Raw genomic sequence first — 17,733 nt, forward strand, 5'->3', positions numbered from 1 at the left:
CCTTTCCTGCACGGCGTTTCGGTGCTTTGCCTTGCTGGTTTGCCGCCTGCGGTTCGACCATGGAACCGGAGGTCGCCTAGAGGGGCCGGGGCAGCACCGGCGCGGAACTGGTCGAACTCGACCACGAGCTCGGCCGCCTGCGAGAGGGATACCTCGCCGACGTCATCGCCGTTCCCGGAGACCCGACCCGAGACATCACCGTCGCTCAGGACGTGCGGTTCGTCATGAAGGAGGGACGCATCTACAAGGGCCCGTGAACGCAAGGCCGCGCCGACCCGAAGAACCGGGTACCGGAGCGGCCGGACGCGGCACCCGGCCCCGCGCCGTCGAACGGGCCGGCGTCGTCCGGCGGGGACGGTGTTCTGCGGGGAACCGGGGGAGGACGGGGGCCGTCTGTTCGATCATGAACATCCCGGACCTTCCCGAAGCCGCCGCCGATTCGCTGCCCCGCGTGCTCGTCGCGCCCGCCTGGACGCGCGCGTCCGAGAACTCCGGGCCCGTCATCGTGCCCGGCCTGACGGCCCCGCGCGAGGTCACGATCCACTGGACGGACGGCGCGCACGCCGCGTGGGCCGAAGCCGACATCAAGAAGTGGAGCGGCAGCTACGGTGTCCAGCCGGACTGGGACCGGATCTGGCGTCCCGGCGACTGGCGCGACAGCGGGGTCGTTCTCCCCCTGGTGTTCGCGCAGGCTCCCCTGGACGTGGCGGAACCGCTGCTCGCCGAGTGGGAGACCGGCGACACGCTCCGGGTCGGCAACGCGGTCAAGCGGACGGTGGTCCGGTTCGGGACGCGGGTGTACCCGCTGCTGCTGTCGGGCGCCGAGACCCACCCCCGCGCGTGGGGCGAGTTCCTCCTGCCGTTCCGCAGTCCCGAGGTCGCCGCGATGATGGCGGACTGGTTCGCCCGGACCAAGGCCATGCGCGGGGTCGGGGCCGCGTGGCTGGAATGGCACGGCACCGGCGCCGCCCGGCTGCTGGTGCCGCGCGCTCGGCGGGCCGGGCCCGGCCCGGCAGGCGGCCGAGGCCGCGCTGCGGCACATCGCCGCCGTCCGCGACGGCGAGACGGTGCTCGCGGCCGTCCGCGAGTACAGGCGACCGGGCCGCCGCGCTGGAGAAGTTCCTGGCCACCGACCCGCTCGACGTCGTCCCGCCGACCGTGCCCGCGACGCCCGGCTGGCTGGAGGCCGCCGCGCTCCCGCCCGTCGAACTGCGCGACCGGAGCGCCCGCCTGCCGGACGGCTCGGTCGCGCACGTGCTCACGATCCTGGCCCTGTCGCCGCCCGGCACCCCGCACGCGGGCCTGCGGGTCGTCCGCGAGACCTGCGATCCGGCGTCGCTGGCCGCGTTCTCCCGGGCGGTGTTCCGGGCGTGGCTGGCGAACGGGATGCCGGCACCGGCGAACTGGGCGTTCACCCAGCTCGGCCTGCTCGGCGACGACGAAGCCGCGCGCGAACTCACCCCCCTCCTGCGCAAGTGGCCGGGCGAGGGCGGGCACGCGCGCGCCGTCATCGGCCTGGACGTGCTCACCGCCATCGGTACCGACACCGCGCTGACCTGCCTCAACCAGATCGCGCAGCGGGTCCGGTACAAGGGGCTGAAGGCGCAGGCCCGGGAGCGGATCGACCGGATCGCCGAGCGGCGCGACCTCACCGCCGACCAGCTCGCCGACCGGCTCGTCCCCACGTTCGACCTGGACGGGGACGGCGCCCTCACCCTCGACTACGGGCCCCGGGCGTTCGCGGTCGTCTTCGACGAGACGCTCAGGCCGCAGGTCACCGACCAGGCGGGCAAGCTCCGCAAGGCGCTGCCCAAGCCCGGCGCGAAGGACGATCCCGAGCTGGCGCCCGCCGCGTACCAGCGGTTCTCGCGGCTGAAGAAGGACGTCCGCACCGTCGCGTCCGACCTGGTCCACCGGCTCGAACGCGCCATGGTCGACCGGCGCCGGTGGAGCGCGGAGGAGTTCGCCGACCAGTTCGCCGGCCATCCGCTGACGCGGCACCTCGCCCGCCGGCTCGTCTGGCTGGCCGGCACCGGCGGGGACGCGCGCACGTTCCGGCTCGCCGAGGACGGCACTCTCGCGGACGCCGCCGACGACGCGTTCGTCCTCCCCGGCGACGCCCGGATCGGCGTCGCGCACCCCATCGACCTGGGCGACGAGACCGCGGCGTGGGGGCAGGTCTTCGCCGATTACGAGATCCTGCAGCCGTTCCCGCAGCTCGGCCGGGAGGTCCACCGACTCACCGACGCGCAGGCGAAGGGCTTCCGGCTCGAACGGTTCGAGGGCCTGACCGTCCCGACCGGGGCGATCCTCGGCCTGACGAACCGGGGGTGGGAGCGCGGCGAGCCGCAGGAGGCGGGCATCGAGCACGCCTTCGTGCGTCCCTTGCCGGGGGACCGGTACGTGCTGCTCAACCTCGATCCCGGTTTCGTCGCGGCCGATTCGCACGCGTTCGACGAGCACACGATCGTGTACGCGTCCGTGTCGGGCGACCGGTACGGGCCGTGGTCCGGCGGCGAGGTCCGGTTCGGTGACCTCGACGAGGTCACGGCGTCCGAACTGCTCCGCGACCTGACCGTCCTGGAAGACGCCGCCAAGTCCTGAAACGGCGGTACGAAACGAACACGGCCGCCGGCACCCGCGCGTCCGCCGAAGCCGAACCGGCCTCCGGATCCCCGCCCGTTAATGATCTACATTGTAAAGGCCGCCGCCGCGGACGGACGTCAGCCGCGTAGCGAGACGTGCACGTCGCCGTCGCCCGGACGGACCGCGTCGAGCATCCCGCCCGGGATGCGGAACACCCGGCCGGGCGCCGCGGGCCAGGGCAGCCGCCGTTCGGCGAGGGTGCGGCCGTTCTGGGCGACCGTGACCCGGGGGAACGGCGCGTACTCGTCCGTCCAGGCCAGCAGGCGCCCGCGGGCCGGGCCGCGGTCGCCGGGACGGTACGCGGCGGGGGAGATCCAGCGCAGCGGTGCGGCGGCGACGATCCGTACTCCGTCGCCCGGGACGGTACGGCCCGCGAGGTGGTCGAGGACGGTGCGGGCCGCGTGGGCGCCGTCGAGGGCCGCGATGTCCGCGGTGTCCACGGGGTGCAGCATGTTGCCCGCCGCGAAGACCCCCGGACGGCTGGTGCGCAGCGCGCCGTCGACCGCGGGACCCAGGGTGCCGGGGGAGAGTTCGAGCCCGGCGGACCGGGCCAGTTCGTTGTCGGGGATCCAGTCCCCGGTGAACACGACCGTGTCGCAGGGAACGTTCCAGCGGCGGCCGCTGACGGCGTCCTCGATCTGCACGGCCTCGACGCGGCCCTTGCCGATGATCCGGGTGACGCGGGTGCGGGTGCGCAGCGGTACCCGCAGCCCGGCCCGGCCCGCGAGGGGGAGCAGCGCGTACGCCTCGCCGCGGGGCCGTTCCGTGGTCATCAGGACGGTCCGGCAGCCGGCCTCGCGCAGCGTCAGCACGGCCGACCAGCTGACCAGCTCGCTGCCGACGACGACGGCGCGGCGGCCCGGCCTGCGGTGGTGCAGGTGGACGAGGTTCTGCAGGTGGCCGGTGGTGTAGACGCCGTCCGGGCGGTCGCCGGGGACCAGCCGCGCGGTCCTCGGCCGTTCGCGGGCTCCGGTCGCCAGCACCACGGCGTCCGCGTGCACCTCGAACAGGCCGTCCGGTGCGGTGACCTCCAGGCCGCCGTCGGGGGACCAGCCGGTCACCATCGCGCCGGTGCGGATCTCGGCTCCGGCCCGTTCGGCTCCGCGCACCATGCGCCGCGCGTACGCGGGGCCGGTCAGGACCCGGTGCAGGTCGCGGAGGCCGAAGCCGGTGTGGCCGCAGTGCCGCGGGATGCCGCCGGCCTCCTGCTCGCGTTCGAGCACGAGGGTCGGGCCGGGGACGGACCGGGCGAGTTCCGCGGCCGTCCGCAGCCCGGCGGGTCCGCCGCCGACGATGGCCACCGCGGGCGTCAGCCGGGTGCGTGTCGTGCTCATCGCTTGCCTTCCTCGTCGGCGGCCCGCAGGGCCCGCTCCAGCATCCCGGTGACGTTCGCGCCGCAGTAGAAGCCCTGGCAGCGCCCGTTCATCGCGCGGGTACGGCGGCGCAGCCCGTCCATGTCGCGCGGCGGGATCGTGCTCGCGAGCGCGTCGCGGATCTCGCCGCGGGTGACCCGTTCGCAGAAGCACGCGATGCTGCCGTACTCGGGGTCGGCGGCGATGCGTCCGGCGTCGGTGTACGGGCGCGGGAACGCCTCGCCGATGTTGGGCATGCGCGGCGGGTCGGGGAGGTCGGTGCGTTCGCGCAGTTCCAGGCCCGCCTCGCCCAGCAGCCCCAGCAGGTGCGCGGCCACGGCCATGCCGGCCGTCAGGCCGGTGGACCGGATGCCGCCGGCGACCGCGTAGCGCTGCGCGGCGTCGACCTCGATCGTGTAGTCGGGGACGTCGGCGGCGGCGCGCAGTCCCGCGTACGTCGCGGTGACCTCCTCCCGGAGCAGGGACGGCATGATGCGCTCCCCGTGCCCGAGCAGGAACGCGTAGCCGTCCTCGGTGGTCGAGGTGTCGGTGCGGTCGGTCATGTCCTCGGCGGTGGGGCCGAGCATGACGTTGCCGTAGATGGTCGGGCTGATCAGGACGCCCTTGCCGAGCTTGGACGGCACGGGGAGCACGATCCGGTCCACGAGCGGGCGGGCCTGCTTGTCGTAGACGAGCAGTTCGCCGCGCCGTGGGTGCAGGTGGAACCGGTCGTATCCGAACATGGCGTCCAGTACGTCGCCGCCGAGCCCGGCCGCGTTCACCACCCAGCGTGCGCGCACGTCGCCGCGGTCGGTGTGCAGGACGGTCGCGTCCGGTCCGGGGGTGACGGACTCGACGCGGTGCGAGCGCAGCAGGCGGGTGCCGCGCCGGACCGCTTCGGTGGCCAGCGCGAGGGTGGTGGTCCAGGTGCAGATGATGGATTCGCCCGGGACCGTGAGGCCGCCGAGGGCGCCGGGGCCGAGCGTGGGCACCTGCCGGTACACCTCGTCCGGCCCGACGATCCCGGCGTCGGTGTATCCGTTCTTCTCGGCTTTCTCCTTCAGGCCGGGGAGCGCGGCGAGCTGCTCGTCGTCCCAGGCCACCAGGAGCGCGCCGGTCGGCTCGTAGGGGATGCCGGTGCGGTCGGCGTAGTCCTTGAGCAGGTGGTATCCCTCGGCGACGAGGCGTGCCTCCAGGGTGCCGGGGGTCGCGTCGAAGCCGGTGTGCAGGATCGCGGTGTTGGCTTTGCTGGTGCCGTCGCCGACGTCGGCGCGGGCGTCCAGCAGGACGACGTCGAGCCGGTGGGCCGAAAGGGCCCGCGCGATGGCCGAGCCCACGACCCCCGCGCCGATCACGGCGACGTCGGCGGCCGGTTCGGTTCGTGCTGTGGTCACTGTTTCTCCTTGCCGATCGCGGAGTTCTCGACGGCGGCGGTCCACCGCGCCCGGAACGCGGCGGCCTCGTCGGCGCCGATCCGCGGGGTGTAGCCGGTGGCGGGCGTCCAGTCGACGATCGCGTCGGCGGGCGGCAGCGCCGGGTCGACGGCGCTACGGGCGAACGCGACGGCTCCGAGCGCGGTCGCGTGTTCGGACGGGTACACCTCGACACGGGCCTGGAGCAGGTCGGCGACGGCCTGCATCAGGACCCGGCTGCGGGTGAGGCCGCCGTCGACGCGCAGCGTCGACAGTGCGATCCCCGTGTCGCGGGCCGTGCAGTCCGCCAGTTCGGCTACCTGGGCGGCGATGCCGTCCAGCACCGCCCTGACCAGGTGGCCGGAGGAGGTGGACAGCGTCATGCCGGTGAACGCGGCGGTGGCCTCCGGCGCCCACCACGGTGCCGACAGCCCGGCCAGCGCGGGTACGCACAGCACCCCGGCGGCGTCGGGCGCGGCGACCCGGTCGAGTTCCGGGGCGCCGTCCACCAGGCCGAGGTCCTGGATCCAGCGCACGGCCGACGCGGCGGTGGGGACCTGGCCGTCCAGGCAGTAGGACGTCTCGCCGCGCGCCCGCCAGGCCACCGAGGACGCCAGGCCCGTGCCGGACCGCACCGGCTCGGTGCCCATGTTGGCGAGCAGGAACGCGCCGGTGCCGAAGGTGCATTTGGCCGAGCCGGGGGTCAGGCAGCGCTGGGCGAGCAGCGCCGCCTGCTGGTCCACGACGAGGCCGCCGACCGGGGCGGGCGCACCGAACGCGGTGGTCTCGCCCACGATCTCGTCGCAGGCGGCGATCCGCGGGAGCGCCTCGTCGGTGAGGCCGAACACCGCCAGCAGGTCGGGGCTCCACGCGCCGGTGTCCAGGTCGGTGATCAGTGACCGGGACGCCGTCGCCGCGTCGGTGACGAACTCGCCGGTGAGCCGGTGCAGCAGCCAGCTGTCGGACGTGGTGACGACGCCGTCGCGGGTGAGCCGGTCCCGGATCCAGCGCATCTTCGGTGCGGAGAAGTACGGGTCCAGCACCAGGCCGGTGCGGTGGCGGACGGGTTCGGCCCATTCCGCGCGTTCGGCGCAGATCTGCGCGGATCTGCGGTCCTGCCACACGATCGCGGGGGTGAGCGGTTCGCCGGACGCGGGATCCCAGGCGAGGACGGTCTCGCCCTGGTTGGCGAGCGTCACGCAGTCGATCGGGGCGCCGGCCTCGCGGACCGCGCGCCGTCCGGACTCCAGGACCGAGTCGAGGAGTTCGCGGGGGTCCTGCTCGACGCCGCCGCCCGGCAGGTAGCGGGGCCGGACCGGCAGTTCCGCCACGCCGAGGACCCGGTCGGAGCCGTCCACCACCATCGCCTTGGTGCCGGACGTTCCCTGGTCGATGGCCAGTACGGTCGTCATGGCCGTTCCGCGGAGGTGTCGCCGGGACGCGCCGGCGCGTCGTCGTCCAGGACCTTGTCGATGTCGTGCAGGTCCGGCATGGTGAGCCCCTTGGTGCCGTGCCGAATCAGCAGGTACGCCAAGTAGACCGCACCGATCGCGGACATCACCGCGACGTACCGCCAAGGTTCGGCGAAGGACGCGTCACGGAAGATGAGCAGTTCGTAGACCAGCCAGATGACGGCCAGCACCAGTACCGGGACCTCCCAGCGGCCGAGCTGGAAGCCGCGGGAGGGCGGCAGGCTGCGGCGCTTGGCGATGTAGAGCGCGGTCGTCGCGGCGTAGATGATCGCCGGCAGCAGGGTCGCCGCCGAGAACAGCGAGAACAGCGCCTGGGTGGAGCGGGCGAACGTGGCGAGCAGGATCTGCGCGATCACGAACACCAGGACGGCGGCGTTCATCGGGGTACCGGTCGTGCCGTTGATCCGGCGCAGCAGTTGCCAGCCGGGGAAGCGCTTGTCCCGCGACATCGCCCAGACCAGCCGGGTGCCGCTGAGCAGGATCACCAGGCCGCACGAGAAGATCGAGACGACCACGAGGACCAGCAGGCCCTTGCCGACGTACGAGCCGAGCACCCGCGCGATCACGTCGGCGACCGGGGTGTCGGACCGCGCCAGCGCCGCGGGGTTCTCGGCGAGCGCGGTCACCGCGATCAGGAACAGCATGCCGAGGACGCCGAGGCCGACCACGGCCCGTGCCATCGCCCTGGGCACGACGCGCGCCGGGTCCTTGGTCTCCTCGGCCAGGTTCGCCGCGGACTCGAAACCGACGATGGTGAACGCGCCGAGCAGGAAGCCCATCGCCCACGGGCCCACCGAGGTCGCCCCGCCCAGGGAGAAGTAGCCTTCGGCCGGGACGTCGCCGCGGCTGAACAGCGTGCCGAAGTCCAGCTGGCCGGTGGCGGCGCCGACGGCGAACAGCAGCACGGTCAGCCCCACCATGCCGATCAGCTGGATGGTGACCGCGACGGTGTTGACCCGCTGCGTCGCCCGGGTCGAGATGGCGACCAGGATCGCCTGCAGGAGCACGACGACGCCGGTGATCACCCAGGCGTTCTGGTTGGTGCCCTCGTACTGGAACAGCACCGGCAGGATCGTCGCGGCGATCGTGTAGTCGACGGCGACGACCACCACCGCGAGGAACATGAAGGAGACCCAGCCCATGATCCAGCCCAGTACCGGGTTGGCCAGCCGCGACGTCCACTGGTAGGCGTAGCCGCTGACCGGGATGCGGGCGGCGAGCGAGCCGAAGATCAGCGCGACGCACAGCTGGCCGATCACCACCACCGGCCAGGTCCAGATGCCCATCGGTCCGGAGGACTGCAGCACCGAACCGTAGGCGGTGAAGATGCCGGTGGCGATCGACACGAATCCGAACGCCACCGCGAACGAGGCGTACCAGCCCAGCTCGCGCTTGACCTCCTGCTCGTACCCGAATTCTGAGAGGCCCTCGCCGGACGGTCTCCCGCCGTGGGCCGGTCCCGCCGCCGCGCCGTGCGGCGACGTGGAAGAATCGGACATCGGTCGTCTCCTTGCGTGTTCCATGAGGGTCGGCGATCAGGCCGGGTGACGTGGCAGCGTCGCCCGGCCGTCCTTGAGTTCAGTCGGTCACGGTGACGAGGGCGCCGGACCCCTCCAGCGCTTCGCGCAGTGCCGGGGACGGGGCCGTGTCGGTGATCAGCCCGTCGATCTCGTCCAGTCCGCAGACCCGGTGCGCCGCGACGCGGCCGAGCTTGCGGGAGTCGGCGAGGACGTACGAGCGCACCGTGTTCGCGATCATGATGCGGCGGCTCGCGACCTCGTCCAGGTGGTAGTCGGTCAGTCCCGCGGCCGGGTCCACCCCGCCGGAGCCGAGGAAGGCCACGTCCGCGTTCAGGTCGGCGAAGAACCGCGTGGCGGGCTCGCCCGCGCAGGCCAGGTCGCCCGCGCGCACTCGGCCCCCCGATACCAGCACCTCGACGCCGGGTCTTCCTGCCAGTTCCGCGGCGGCCAGCAGGGAGCAGGTCGCGACGATGCCGTGGTGGTCCTGGGGCAGCGCCCGTGCGACCTCCAGCGCGGTGGTCCCCACATCGATGATCAGGGTCTGCCCGGGCCGGACCAGCGCGGCGGCGGCGCGGCCGATGGCCGCCTTGGCCTCGTGGCCGGTGCCGGCCCGCTCGGCGAACGACGCTTCTTCGCCGGAGCCGCCGACGACGTCGGTCGCGCCGCCGTGCACCCGCACCAGCGAGCCGCGCCGTTCCAGCACGAGCAGGTCGCGGCGGACGGTCTCGGCAGAGACCCCGAGCAGCCCGGCGAGCTCCTCGGTCCTGACCACGGAGCGGTCGCGGAGCGCGTCGCAGATGCGGCGGTGCCGCTCAGCCGCGAGCACGACGACTGACCGTTTTTGTGGAAGATTGACCGAACATGTGGGAAAGTCTGGAGAAGGTTCGGGCTCAAGTCAAGAGGCGTGCAGGTCAAATGCCTAAAATCTTCGGCGCGGCAAGCCTCGGGCCGTCACGGAAGCGGGCAGGGGCGCGGGAAGCGGGGGAGGGGCCCGTCCCCGGCCGCGGCGGCCGCGCGGGCCGCGCGGCCGCCGCGAGTGTGGACGATCTCCGCGCGGCGGGCGCCCCGCCATGCTCAAATAGACGACTATGGCTGCTTCACTGCGACCCGACGAACCCGAACGGCCGGGACGGTACGGGCCGACGGGCCGTCCCGGGGAGGAGCCGGAGTTCGGCCCCTTGCCCCACGGCCGGATCCCCCCACGGCCCCGGCGGGTTCGCCCGGCACCCGTCAGGCCCGCCGCCGCACCCGTACATGCCGGCCCCCGGGCCGCGGGCGAACGCCGCGGCGGCGATGATCGCCGGCGTCCTGGCGCTGCTCACCGCCGGCATGCTCGCCTGTTACGCGCTCGTCAACCTCGGCTACGCCGTCGACGGGCCGGCCGGTCGCTGGACCGGCCTGCTCCTGCAGAACGTGCTCGGCGGCCTCATCGGCGCCGGGGCGCTGCTGGTCGCGGCGGGATTCACGTTCGCCCGCAGGATTCCCGGCGCGTGGACGCTGTGCGGGCTCTGCCTGCTCTACCTGGTGGCGACGCTCTTCGTGGCGCCGCTGCTGCGGGGCACGCCCCTCGGTGCTCAACTCCGATACGTCTTCGGCTTCGACGGGGGCGACGGCATCGCCATCGCCCTGGTGGTCGTCTTCGGGTTCCCGACGGCGATCGCGGCGGCGATCGCCGGAAGCGTGAAGTCGTACGGCCCCGGCAGGCGGTCGGCCTCGGCCCTTCCCGGCGTGCAAGGACCCGACCGGTACCTGCCCGGTCACCGTCCCCGGTGACCTGCCCGGGCACCGTTGAGACCGTCAGTGGCTTCCGGCGAGTTCGCCGGACAGGTCCCCGTGCATCTTGGCGCTCGGCTCGTTGAGGCCGATGATCTCGACGGTCTTGCCGCGCTGCTCGTACTTGGTGGTGACGGCGTCGAGGGCGGCGACGGTGGAGGCGTCCCAGATGTGGGCGTCGGTGAGGTCGACGGTGACGTGCTCGGGGTCGCCCGAATAGTCGAACCGGTGGACCAGGTCGTTGCTGGAGGCGAAGAACAGCTCGCCGGTGACCGCGTACACGACCCGTCCGCCGTCGGGGTCGGTGACGGACGAGACGTTGACCAGGTGCGCCACCCGCCGGGCGAAGATCACCATCGCGGTGATCGTGCCGACGACGACGCCGATGGCCAGGTTGTGGGTGGCCACGACGACCGCGACGGTGACGAGCATGACGAGGGTCTCGCCGATCGGCATGCGCTTGAGGGTGGCGGGCCGGATCGAGTGCCAGTCGAAGGTGCCGACCGACACCAGGATCATGACGGCGACGAGCGCGGCCATCGGGATGTCGGACACGACCGGGCCGAACACGATGCACAGCACCATCAGGAACGTTCCGGCCAGGAAGGTGGACAGCCGGGTGCGGGCGCCGTTCTTGACGTTGATCATCGTCTGGCCGATCATCGCGCAGCCGCCCATGCCGCCGAAGAATCCGGTGACGATGTTGGCGATGCCCTGGCCGATCGACTCGCGGGTCTTGTTGGAGCGGGTGTCGGTGATGTCGTCGACGAGCTTGGCGGTCATCAGCGACTCCATCAGCCCGACGAGCGCGAACGCCAGCGCGTAGGGGGCGATGAGCGTGAGGGTGTCGAGCGTGAACGGGACGTCCGGTAGGCCGAGGCCGGGCAGCGACGACGGCAGTTCGCCCTTGTCGCCGACGGTCGGGACCGCGATCCCGGCGGCGACCGTGATGACGGTCAGGGCGACGATCGACACCAGCGGCGCCGGGACGGCCTTGGTGATGCGGGGGAACAGCACCATCAGGGCGAGCCCCGCGGCGGCCAGCGGGTAGACCGGCCACGGCACGTCCCGCAGTTCGGGGACCTGCGCCATGAAGATCAGGATGGCGAGGGCGTTGACGAACCCGACCATCACCGAGCGCGGCACGAACCGCATCAGGCGGGCCACGCCCAGGCTCCCCAGGATGATCTGGAAGACCCCGCCCAGGATGACGGCGGCGATGAGATACCCGAGGCCGTGCTGGATCGACAGCGGCGCGACCACCAGGGCGATGGCGCCGGTCGCGGCGGAGATCATCGCGGGCCGCCCGCCGACGATCGCGATGGTGACGGCCATGGTGAACGAGGCGAACAACCCGATACTGGGATCGACCCCGGCGATGATCGAGAACGAGATCGCCTCGGGGATCAGCGCCAGCGCCACCACCAGGCCCGACAGCACCTCGACGCGGAGAAGTTTCGCGGTGATCGGACGGCTCGGTTTCATGCGGCTCGCCACGACGGCAGGCAGGGACAAAGCACTCCAGACACGATGTCGCGCGCACCGGTCACGGGTGCACGTCACAGTGAACGAAAGGCGGGCACGGACGGACCGGCCACGCCGCCGGGAAGAAGACGCGGGGGATCGGCCGCTCGACGCGTCGGTGCGTCAGGGGGAACGCGGGCGCGGACGTCGCATCAGGTCTGCGGCGTGCGCCGGCGCATGGCTCCCCCGAATCTCGGCCGATCGAAGGACTCGACGCCAGGAGGACGACGGCCCGGACGCGCGGAACTCTCCGCGCGCATCCCTACTCTAACGTCACAGAAGAGTCGTTGGTGCGGATCGAGACGGCGATCACAGTCGCGGCGGGCTCGTCTCAACGGGCGACGCCGGTCACGCCCGCGCCGGATCGGTGCGCGGCGGCCCCGATGCTTCGACGCCCCCGAGTACCCGTCCGGTGTCAGTCGGGGCCCCCGGCCGCGAGCATCGGCGTCACCGTGAGCCCGGGATGGTCGCGTTCGATGGCGCGGACGCGCCACTTGTCGGGGAACACCGCGACGAGCGCGCCGTCCAGGTCCCGGGTGAGCACCTCCACGCCGCGCTGGGCGGCCAGGACGGGCGCGGACTCCTTGTCGGTGAGCCGCGCGGTGGTGTAGTCGAGGCGCGTGAGGCCGACGGGCGCGCCGAACTCGTCGGCCATTCGGGCCGTGACGACCTCGAACTGCAGCGGCCCGACCGCGGCGAGCACCGGCGCGCCGTCCCCGCGCAGGTCGCTGCGCAGGACCTGCACCACGCCCTCGTTGTCGAGCTGGTCGATGCCGCGGCGGAACTGCTTGGCGCGGCCGTTGTCGTCGACGCGCGCGACCATGAAGTGCTCGGGAGCGAACGCGGGGATCGGCGGGAACACCACGGGGCGCGCGCTGTAGAGGGTGTCGCCGACCTTGACGCCGGCGGCGTTCGGCAGCCCGATCACGTCGCCGGGGTAGGCGGCGTCGATGGTGGAGCGGTCGCGGCCGAAGACCGTCTGCGCGTGCTTGGTGGTCAGCGGGCGTCCGGTGGCGGCGTGGGTGAGGGTCGTGCCGCGCTCGAACCGGCCCGAGCACACCCGGACGAACGCGAGCCGGTCGCGGTGCGCGCGGTCCATGCCCGCCTGCACCTTGAACACCTGCCCCGCGAACGGCGCCTCGACCGGACGGTCGGTGCCGTGTTCGTCCGCGCGGGGCGTGGGCGCCGGGGCGAGGCGGCGCACGGTCTCCAGCAGCGCCTCCACGCCGAAGTTGGGCAGCGCGGCGCCGAACAGCACGGGGGTGCAGGTCCCGGCGGCGAACGCGTCCATGTCGAGGGTCGCGCCGATCTCGTCGAGCAGCGCGAGCTCCTCGGTCGCGGTCGTCCAGGCGTCGCCTTCCTCGGCGGCGGCCCGTCCGGCGGGGACGCGTTCGGCCACGGCCCGCGTCGCGCCGCCGGGGGCGCGAAGGAACCGGGTGTAGGACCCGCCGTCCCGGTCGAGGAGCCCGCGGAAGTCGCCCGCGACTCCGACGGGCCAGTTCAGCGGCGCCGGTCGCAGGCCGATCCGCTGCTCGACCTCGTCCAGCAGTTCCAGGGGCTCGCGGCCCGGACGGTCCCACTTGTTCACGAACGTGATCACCGGGATCTTCCGGTGGCGGCAGACGTCGAACAGCTTCAGCGTCTGCGCCTCCAGGCCCTTGGCCGAGTCGAGCAGCATGATCGCGCCGTCGACGGCCGCCAGCACCCGGTAGGTGTCTTCGGAGAAGTCCGCGTGGCCCGGGGGTGTCGAGGAGGTTCAGCAGGGCTCCGCCGTACTCGAACCGCAGCACCGACGAGGTGATCGAGATGCCCCGCGAACGCTCCATGTCCATCCAGTCGGAGGTCACCCCGCGCCGTCCGGCCTTGCCGTGCACGGCCCCCGCCTGCCCGATCGCCGCCGCGTGCAGCGCGAGCGCCTCGGTGAGCGTCGACTTGCCCGCGTCCGGATGGCTGATCACCGCGAACGTCCGCCGCCGTGCCGCCTCCGCGATCACCTCGCCGCCTGAGCCCGTCCCCGTGCTCACCGCGGCGCCTTCCCGTGCGCCACCCGGCCCGCCCCCAGCCGGTGGCGTGCACCGCCGCCCGGCTCGTACGCGGCCCTGCGCGCCCCTGGGCGCGTCTCGTGCTGAAGCACCGCCGTCCCTCCGTTCCGTTTTCGCGGCCGGTACGCGATCGAGACCGGCCCTCCGGCGATCTGTGGCCGCTCGCACCCCGCCGCAAGCTCCTCGACCGGCGTCCTCGTCGGCTCGTCGGCCGTTCGGCGTCGGCCTCGGCGCAGGGGCGGAACGAGCCGGATGTTCGCGACGGCGCCCACCTCTAGTCTCACCCCACGTTAGAGTATCCTGGGCGTGGACCGGCCGGAGACACTTCGCCGATGACGGGCTGCGGCTCACCTCGGAGTCAATTCTGCCATTACGTTGGATCGGTGTTGTGCGGTGACCGCGCCTGCGGGCCCCGATACCCCGGACGACCCGCCGATCGACCGTAAGCGACCGCGGGGGGACACCGCGCCGACGTAATCTCCTTTAACGCGAGAGTACATTTCAGAGCCGGAGACGGCTTCTCCGACATCGCACGGGACGGATCGCAGTGGGCGCATTGTTCGAGGAACTCGACTGGCGGCCGACGCCCATGGGCGTCGTCAGCCTTCGGCGGCGGCGAGACCCCGCGCTGGGCGCGGAGGTCTACGAGATCAAGCTCGATGACGACTTCCTGATGTCGAGCCTGTGGACCGTCGGCGAGACCGAGCTCGCCCGTCTCGGCCTGGCGGCGTCTCCCGAGGCGGAGGACGGCGGCGGCCTCGACGTCCTCGTCGGGGGGCTGGGGCTCGGGCACACCGCCCTCGCCGCCCTCGACGACGCCCGGGTGCGCTCGCTCGTGGTGGTGGAGGCGCTCGGCGAGGTGATCGAGTGGCACCGCGCCGGGCTGGTCCCGCTGGGGGAGCGGCTCGCCTCCGACGCCCGCTGCCGGCTGGTGCAGGGCGATTTCTTCGCCCTCGCCGAGGCCGGGCTGGATCCGCAGACGCCCGGAGCCCGCTTCCACGCCGTCCTGCTCGACATCGACCATTCGCCGAGCCACGTCCTCGCTCCCGCCAACGCGGCGTTCTACCGGCCGGGACCGCTGCGGCGCCTGGCCGGGCAGCTTCGTCCCGGCGGCGTCTTCGCCCTCTGGTCGAACGACCCGCCGGACGACGCGTTCACCGCCCTGCTCGGTGAGGTGTTCGCCGAGGTGACCCCGCACGTCGTCGAGTTCCCCAACCCCGTCCAGGGCGGCACCTCGGCCAACACCGTCTACGTCGCGCGCACACCCGCCGGAAGCCGAGCCCCCGGGGCGTGAAGGTCCGCTCCCGCCCCGCCCACCTGTCCGAGGTGCCGACGGCACCATGCGCCGGGAGATGGGAAGCTTGACCCACGGTATGGATCACCCGTCCCCGGCCTGACGGGCCGGTGACGCGAGGAGGAACCCGATGGACGGCAGGCACATGCAGATCGGCGAGGTCGCCGACCGGACCGGTTTGAGCCTGCGCACCATCCGCCACTACGAGGACGTCGGCCTCGCGCTCCCCACCGCGCGCTCGCAGGGCGGCTTCCGCCTCTACACCGACGACGACGTCGCCCGCCTCCTGGTCATCAAGCGGATGAAGCCCCTCGACTTCACCCTCGAAGAGATGCGCGACCTCCTCGAGATCATCGACGAACTCCAGTCGCCCGGCACCGACGAGGACACCAGAGCCGACCTCGCCAAGCGCCTCGGCGTCTACCGCACGCTTGTCGAAGAACGCTGCGCGAAGATCCGTGCGCGCCTGTCCGACGCCGAACAGTTCTCCGCCGAACTCTCGGCGGAGCTCCGCAAGCACCGGGCCTGACCCCGCGCCGAACTCCTCGCCGAACTCCGCGCCGAACCCCTCGCCCCCGAGCGGACGGCGGCGCCGGAGGCATCGGGCTCCCGCCCGGTTTCACGGGGTGACGGGGGTGATGCCCTGGGGGGACGCGGGGTCTTCGGTCTTTTCGGTCGTGCGGCGGGGGAGGGCCAGGGCGAGAAGGACGCCGGCGAGTCCGACGGCTCCGCAGATGACGAAGGCCGTGGTGATTCCCGTGTCGCTGTAATAGGTCGTGCCGTCCACGACCTTGGCGATGTGCGAATCGTTCAGGACGGCGAAGACCAGCACGGGCAGGATCGCGGGGAAGATGTTGCCGGAGGTGGAGGCGATTCCTCCGGCCGTCGCCTGGAGCCGGGCGGGGACCGACTCGATCAGCAGGTTGGGGGTCGCGGCGTAGCCGATGCCGCAGCCGAAGCTGATCAGCGTGGCGAAGAGGGCGACCGGCGCCAGCCCGGTGTGGAGGACGCCCATCAGCAGGCAGCCCGCGGACGCCAGCAGCATGCCGGTGACCATCATCGTCCTGGAGGTCGTCCGCCGCCGGACGAGCGAGCCGACGGCGTAGCCGCCGAGCAGCATCGACAGGCCCACCGGCACCTGGACGACGGCGTAGCCGACGGAACCGGCGCCGAGGCCGTACTCGAGGCCGAGGTCGTCGGGCGTCATGACCATCATCGGGGTCAGCACGCTGAACGTCGCGACCAGTGCCCAGCAGAGGCCGGAGCTCAGGGTGGTGAAGGCCACGGTGCGTTCCGCGAGGACGCGCAGGTCGATGATCGGGTCCCGCACCAGCCGCGCGGAGACCAGCCACGCGACCGTCAGGCCCGCTCCGAGGATCGCGCAGCCGATCGTGCTGGCGGAGGACCAGCCCCATTCGGGGCCCAGGCTGACCGCGATGAGGATTCCGGCGAGGCCCGAGCCGAGGAGGACGGCGCCGAGAAGGTCGATCCGCGAAGTCAGCCGGACCGGCGACTCGTCGGTGGTGACGCGGATGAGTGCGGCCAGGACGACGAGGACGACCGCGCAGAACCAGAAGATGCCGCGGAAACCGAAGGCTTCGATGAGCATCCCGCCGAGAACGGGGGCAGGGATGGTGACCAGTCCCATGCCGGTCGTCGAGATGCTCACGGCCATCGCGACGCTCCGCTCGGGGTAGACGTCCCGGATGAGCGAGTAGACCAGGAACAGGCAGGGGCTGAGCAGGCCCGCCAGCGCCCAGCCGAAGACGAGGACTCCGAATGCCGGTGCCAGGGCGGCGACCAGGGAGCCGACCGCGGAGAGCGCCACGGACAGGACGAGGATCCGCCTTTTTCCGTGGGTATCGGCGAGCTTGCCCAGCAGCGGCGAGGCGACGGTCCCGATGAGAAGGAAGGACGTCAGCACCCACACGCCCTGGTTGGTCGAAAAGTGCGATGAGATGTCCGGAAGGGCGATCGAAATCATGACGTAACTGCAGCTCAGCAGCTCCAGTGCCGCGACCATCGACAGGAACGAGCACCACAGCCGTGGCGTCCACTTCTCGCCCCGGTCGGTAACATGCTGTTCGGCGGATTCGTCGTCCGCGTTGCGGGCTGGGTGAAATTTCATGGCACAGGGCCTTTCGCGAGGGCTTGCCGAACGAATCGATCTCGCCGCGCCGGACGCCGCCGTGCACCGGGGTGCGGCCGGCCGGCCATGTCCGGACGGCGCGGAGCGCCTGCCGCGCTCCGCACGGAGGTGGAACCTGTTGGCGCAGGTTCCACCCCCGGTGTCCATCTAGGCGCCCAGGTACGCGGTCGCCTTGAGTTCGATGCGGGCTCCCGGCACGCGCCCGCGCCCAGCCGGGCGGCGCCGACGGCGGTCCAGGCCGGGTAGGGCGCGACGACGTGCCGCTCCTTGACCGCGGTGAAGGCGGCGATGTCCGCGTCGAGGTCACGGTGGAAGGTGACCATGTCGACCACGTGCGGCATGTCGGCGCCGGCCGCGGCGAGCACCCGGCGCAGGTTCCGGAAGACCGCCTCGAACTGCTCGGCGGGGTCCGCCGGGATCGCGCCGTGCGCGTCGACGCCCAGCACCCCCGAGCAGAGGACGAAGTCCCCGGCCCGGACGGCGGGCGCGATGTGCCAGCCGTCGTACATCTCCCGCATCCCGTCCGGGACGATGGGCGTGTGGCTCATC

At 72.6% G+C, this 17,733-nt stretch carries 13 protein-coding genes and 1 pseudogene; 5 read left to right on the plus strand and 9 right to left on the minus strand.

The genetic code is table 11. From position 1 onward, the window contains the following. Positions 1-107 precede the first annotated feature (107 nt). Positions 108-257, plus strand: coding sequence for a hypothetical protein (locus tag BJF79_RS67525; RefSeq protein WP_410050168.1), 150 nt, complete (start codon positions 108-110; stop codon positions 255-257). A 691-nt stretch (positions 258-948) separates the two neighbouring features. Then, positions 949-2,604: a DUF4132 domain-containing protein gene (locus BJF79_RS32045; RefSeq protein ID WP_143220483.1), complete on the plus strand. Its 1,656-nt coding sequence runs from the start codon at positions 949-951 to the stop codon at positions 2,602-2,604. 119 nt (positions 2,605-2,723) lie between these two features. Here the strand turns inward: BJF79_RS32045 and BJF79_RS32050 are convergent, their stop codons facing one another. The 5 genes from BJF79_RS32050 to BJF79_RS32070 form a co-directional block, all read right to left on the minus strand. Continuing rightward, entirely contained in the window at positions 2,724-3,980 is a 1,257-nt protein-coding gene (locus BJF79_RS32050) for an NAD(P)/FAD-dependent oxidoreductase (protein ID WP_075903051.1), read from the minus strand. After that, positions 3,977-5,392 (minus strand): NAD(P)/FAD-dependent oxidoreductase, encoded by a 1,416-nt coding sequence (locus BJF79_RS32055; protein WP_075903053.1) that lies wholly within the window; start codon positions 5,390-5,392, stop codon positions 3,977-3,979. The genes BJF79_RS32050 and BJF79_RS32055 overlap by 4 nt, the downstream gene beginning before the upstream one ends. Continuing rightward, the gene (locus tag BJF79_RS32060) at positions 5,389-6,822 is read right to left on the minus strand and encodes an FGGY family carbohydrate kinase (protein WP_075903055.1); all 1,434 of its coding nucleotides are present in this window, start codon (positions 6,820-6,822) and stop codon (positions 5,389-5,391) included. Before BJF79_RS32060 ends, BJF79_RS32055 begins: the two co-directional genes overlap by 4 nt. Beyond that, positions 6,819-8,381 (minus strand): amino acid permease, encoded by a 1,563-nt coding sequence (locus tag BJF79_RS32065; RefSeq protein ID WP_075903057.1) that lies wholly within the window; start codon positions 8,379-8,381, stop codon positions 6,819-6,821. The genes BJF79_RS32060 and BJF79_RS32065 overlap by 4 nt, the downstream gene beginning before the upstream one ends. Positions 8,382-8,460: 79 nt before the next feature. Then, the gene (locus BJF79_RS32070) at positions 8,461-9,228 is read right to left on the minus strand and encodes a DeoR/GlpR family DNA-binding transcription regulator (RefSeq protein WP_075903059.1); all 768 of its coding nucleotides are present in this window, start codon (positions 9,226-9,228) and stop codon (positions 8,461-8,463) included. Positions 9,229-9,656: 428 nt separating this feature from the next. Here BJF79_RS32070 and BJF79_RS32075 point away from each other — a divergent pair, with 428 nt between their 5' ends. After that, a complete protein-coding gene (locus tag BJF79_RS32075; RefSeq protein WP_187357086.1) occupies positions 9,657-10,175 on the plus strand; it encodes a hypothetical protein in 519 nt (172 codons plus the stop codon). Positions 10,176-10,199: 24 nt separating this feature from the next. Here BJF79_RS32075 and BJF79_RS32080 read toward each other — a convergent pair whose 3' ends face one another. Together BJF79_RS32080 and BJF79_RS32085 are read right to left on the minus strand one after the other, a co-directional pair. Next, positions 10,200-11,660 (minus strand): SulP family inorganic anion transporter, encoded by a 1,461-nt coding sequence (locus BJF79_RS32080; protein WP_075903063.1) that lies wholly within the window; start codon positions 11,658-11,660, stop codon positions 10,200-10,202. A gap of 454 nt (positions 11,661-12,114) precedes the next feature. Further along, positions 12,115-13,723, minus strand: a pseudogene (locus BJF79_RS32085) (peptide chain release factor 3). Between the two features lie 565 nt (positions 13,724-14,288). Here BJF79_RS32085 and BJF79_RS32090 point away from each other — a divergent pair. Both BJF79_RS32090 and BJF79_RS32095 read left to right on the plus strand, forming a co-directional pair. Continuing rightward, on the plus strand, positions 14,289-15,035 hold the full coding sequence (locus BJF79_RS32090; protein ID WP_143220487.1) for a spermidine synthase: 747 nt from the start codon (positions 14,289-14,291) through the stop codon (positions 15,033-15,035). 130 nt (positions 15,036-15,165) lie between these two features. Beyond that, positions 15,166-15,564 carry a MerR family transcriptional regulator gene (locus BJF79_RS32095; protein ID WP_075903065.1) on the plus strand — a complete coding sequence of 133 codons (399 nt, stop codon included), beginning with the start codon at positions 15,166-15,168 and terminating at the stop codon, positions 15,562-15,564. Between the two features lie 90 nt (positions 15,565-15,654). Here BJF79_RS32095 and BJF79_RS32100 read toward each other — a convergent pair whose 3' ends face one another. Continuing rightward, positions 15,655-17,163: an MFS transporter gene (locus tag BJF79_RS32100; protein WP_075903067.1), complete on the minus strand. Its 1,509-nt coding sequence runs from the start codon at positions 17,161-17,163 to the stop codon at positions 15,655-15,657. After that, positions 17,160-17,732, minus strand: a complete 573-nt coding sequence (locus tag BJF79_RS51810) for a Rid family hydrolase (RefSeq protein ID WP_158079359.1) — start codon at positions 17,730-17,732, stop codon at positions 17,160-17,162. Before BJF79_RS51810 ends, BJF79_RS32100 begins: the two co-directional genes overlap by 4 nt. Between the last annotated feature and the right edge of the window lies 1 nt (position 17,733).

The organism is Actinomadura sp. CNU-125 (assembly GCF_001942465.1).
Taxonomy (GTDB): Bacteria; Actinomycetota; Actinomycetes; order Streptosporangiales; family Streptosporangiaceae; genus Spirillospora.

Bases quoted from the DNA above. Each gene is read 5' to 3' on its own strand.
- BJF79_RS32100 (WP_075903067.1), bottom strand. From the start codon at position 17,163: ATGAAATTTCACCCAGCCCGCAACGCGGACGACGAATCCGCCGAACAG.
- BJF79_RS32080 (WP_075903063.1), bottom strand. From the start codon at position 11,660: ATGAAACCGAGCCGTCCGATCACCGCGAAACTTCTCCGCGTCGAGGTG.
- BJF79_RS51810 (WP_158079359.1), bottom strand. From the start codon at position 17,732: ATGAGCCACACGCCCATCGTCCCGGACGGGATGCGGGAGATGTACGAC.
- BJF79_RS32095 (WP_075903065.1), top strand. From the start codon at position 15,166: ATGGACGGCAGGCACATGCAGATCGGCGAGGTCGCCGACCGGACCGGT.
- BJF79_RS32065 (WP_075903057.1), bottom strand. From the start codon at position 8,381: ATGTCCGATTCTTCCACGTCGCCGCACGGCGCGGCGGCGGGACCGGCC.
- BJF79_RS32050 (WP_075903051.1), bottom strand. From the start codon at position 3,980: ATGAGCACGACACGCACCCGGCTGACGCCCGCGGTGGCCATCGTCGGC.
- BJF79_RS32075 (WP_187357086.1), top strand. From the start codon at position 9,657: ATGCCGGCCCCCGGGCCGCGGGCGAACGCCGCGGCGGCGATGATCGCC.
- BJF79_RS32045 (WP_143220483.1), top strand. From the start codon at position 949: ATGGCACGGCACCGGCGCCGCCCGGCTGCTGGTGCCGCGCGCTCGGCG.
- BJF79_RS32060 (WP_075903055.1), bottom strand. From the start codon at position 6,822: ATGACGACCGTACTGGCCATCGACCAGGGAACGTCCGGCACCAAGGCG.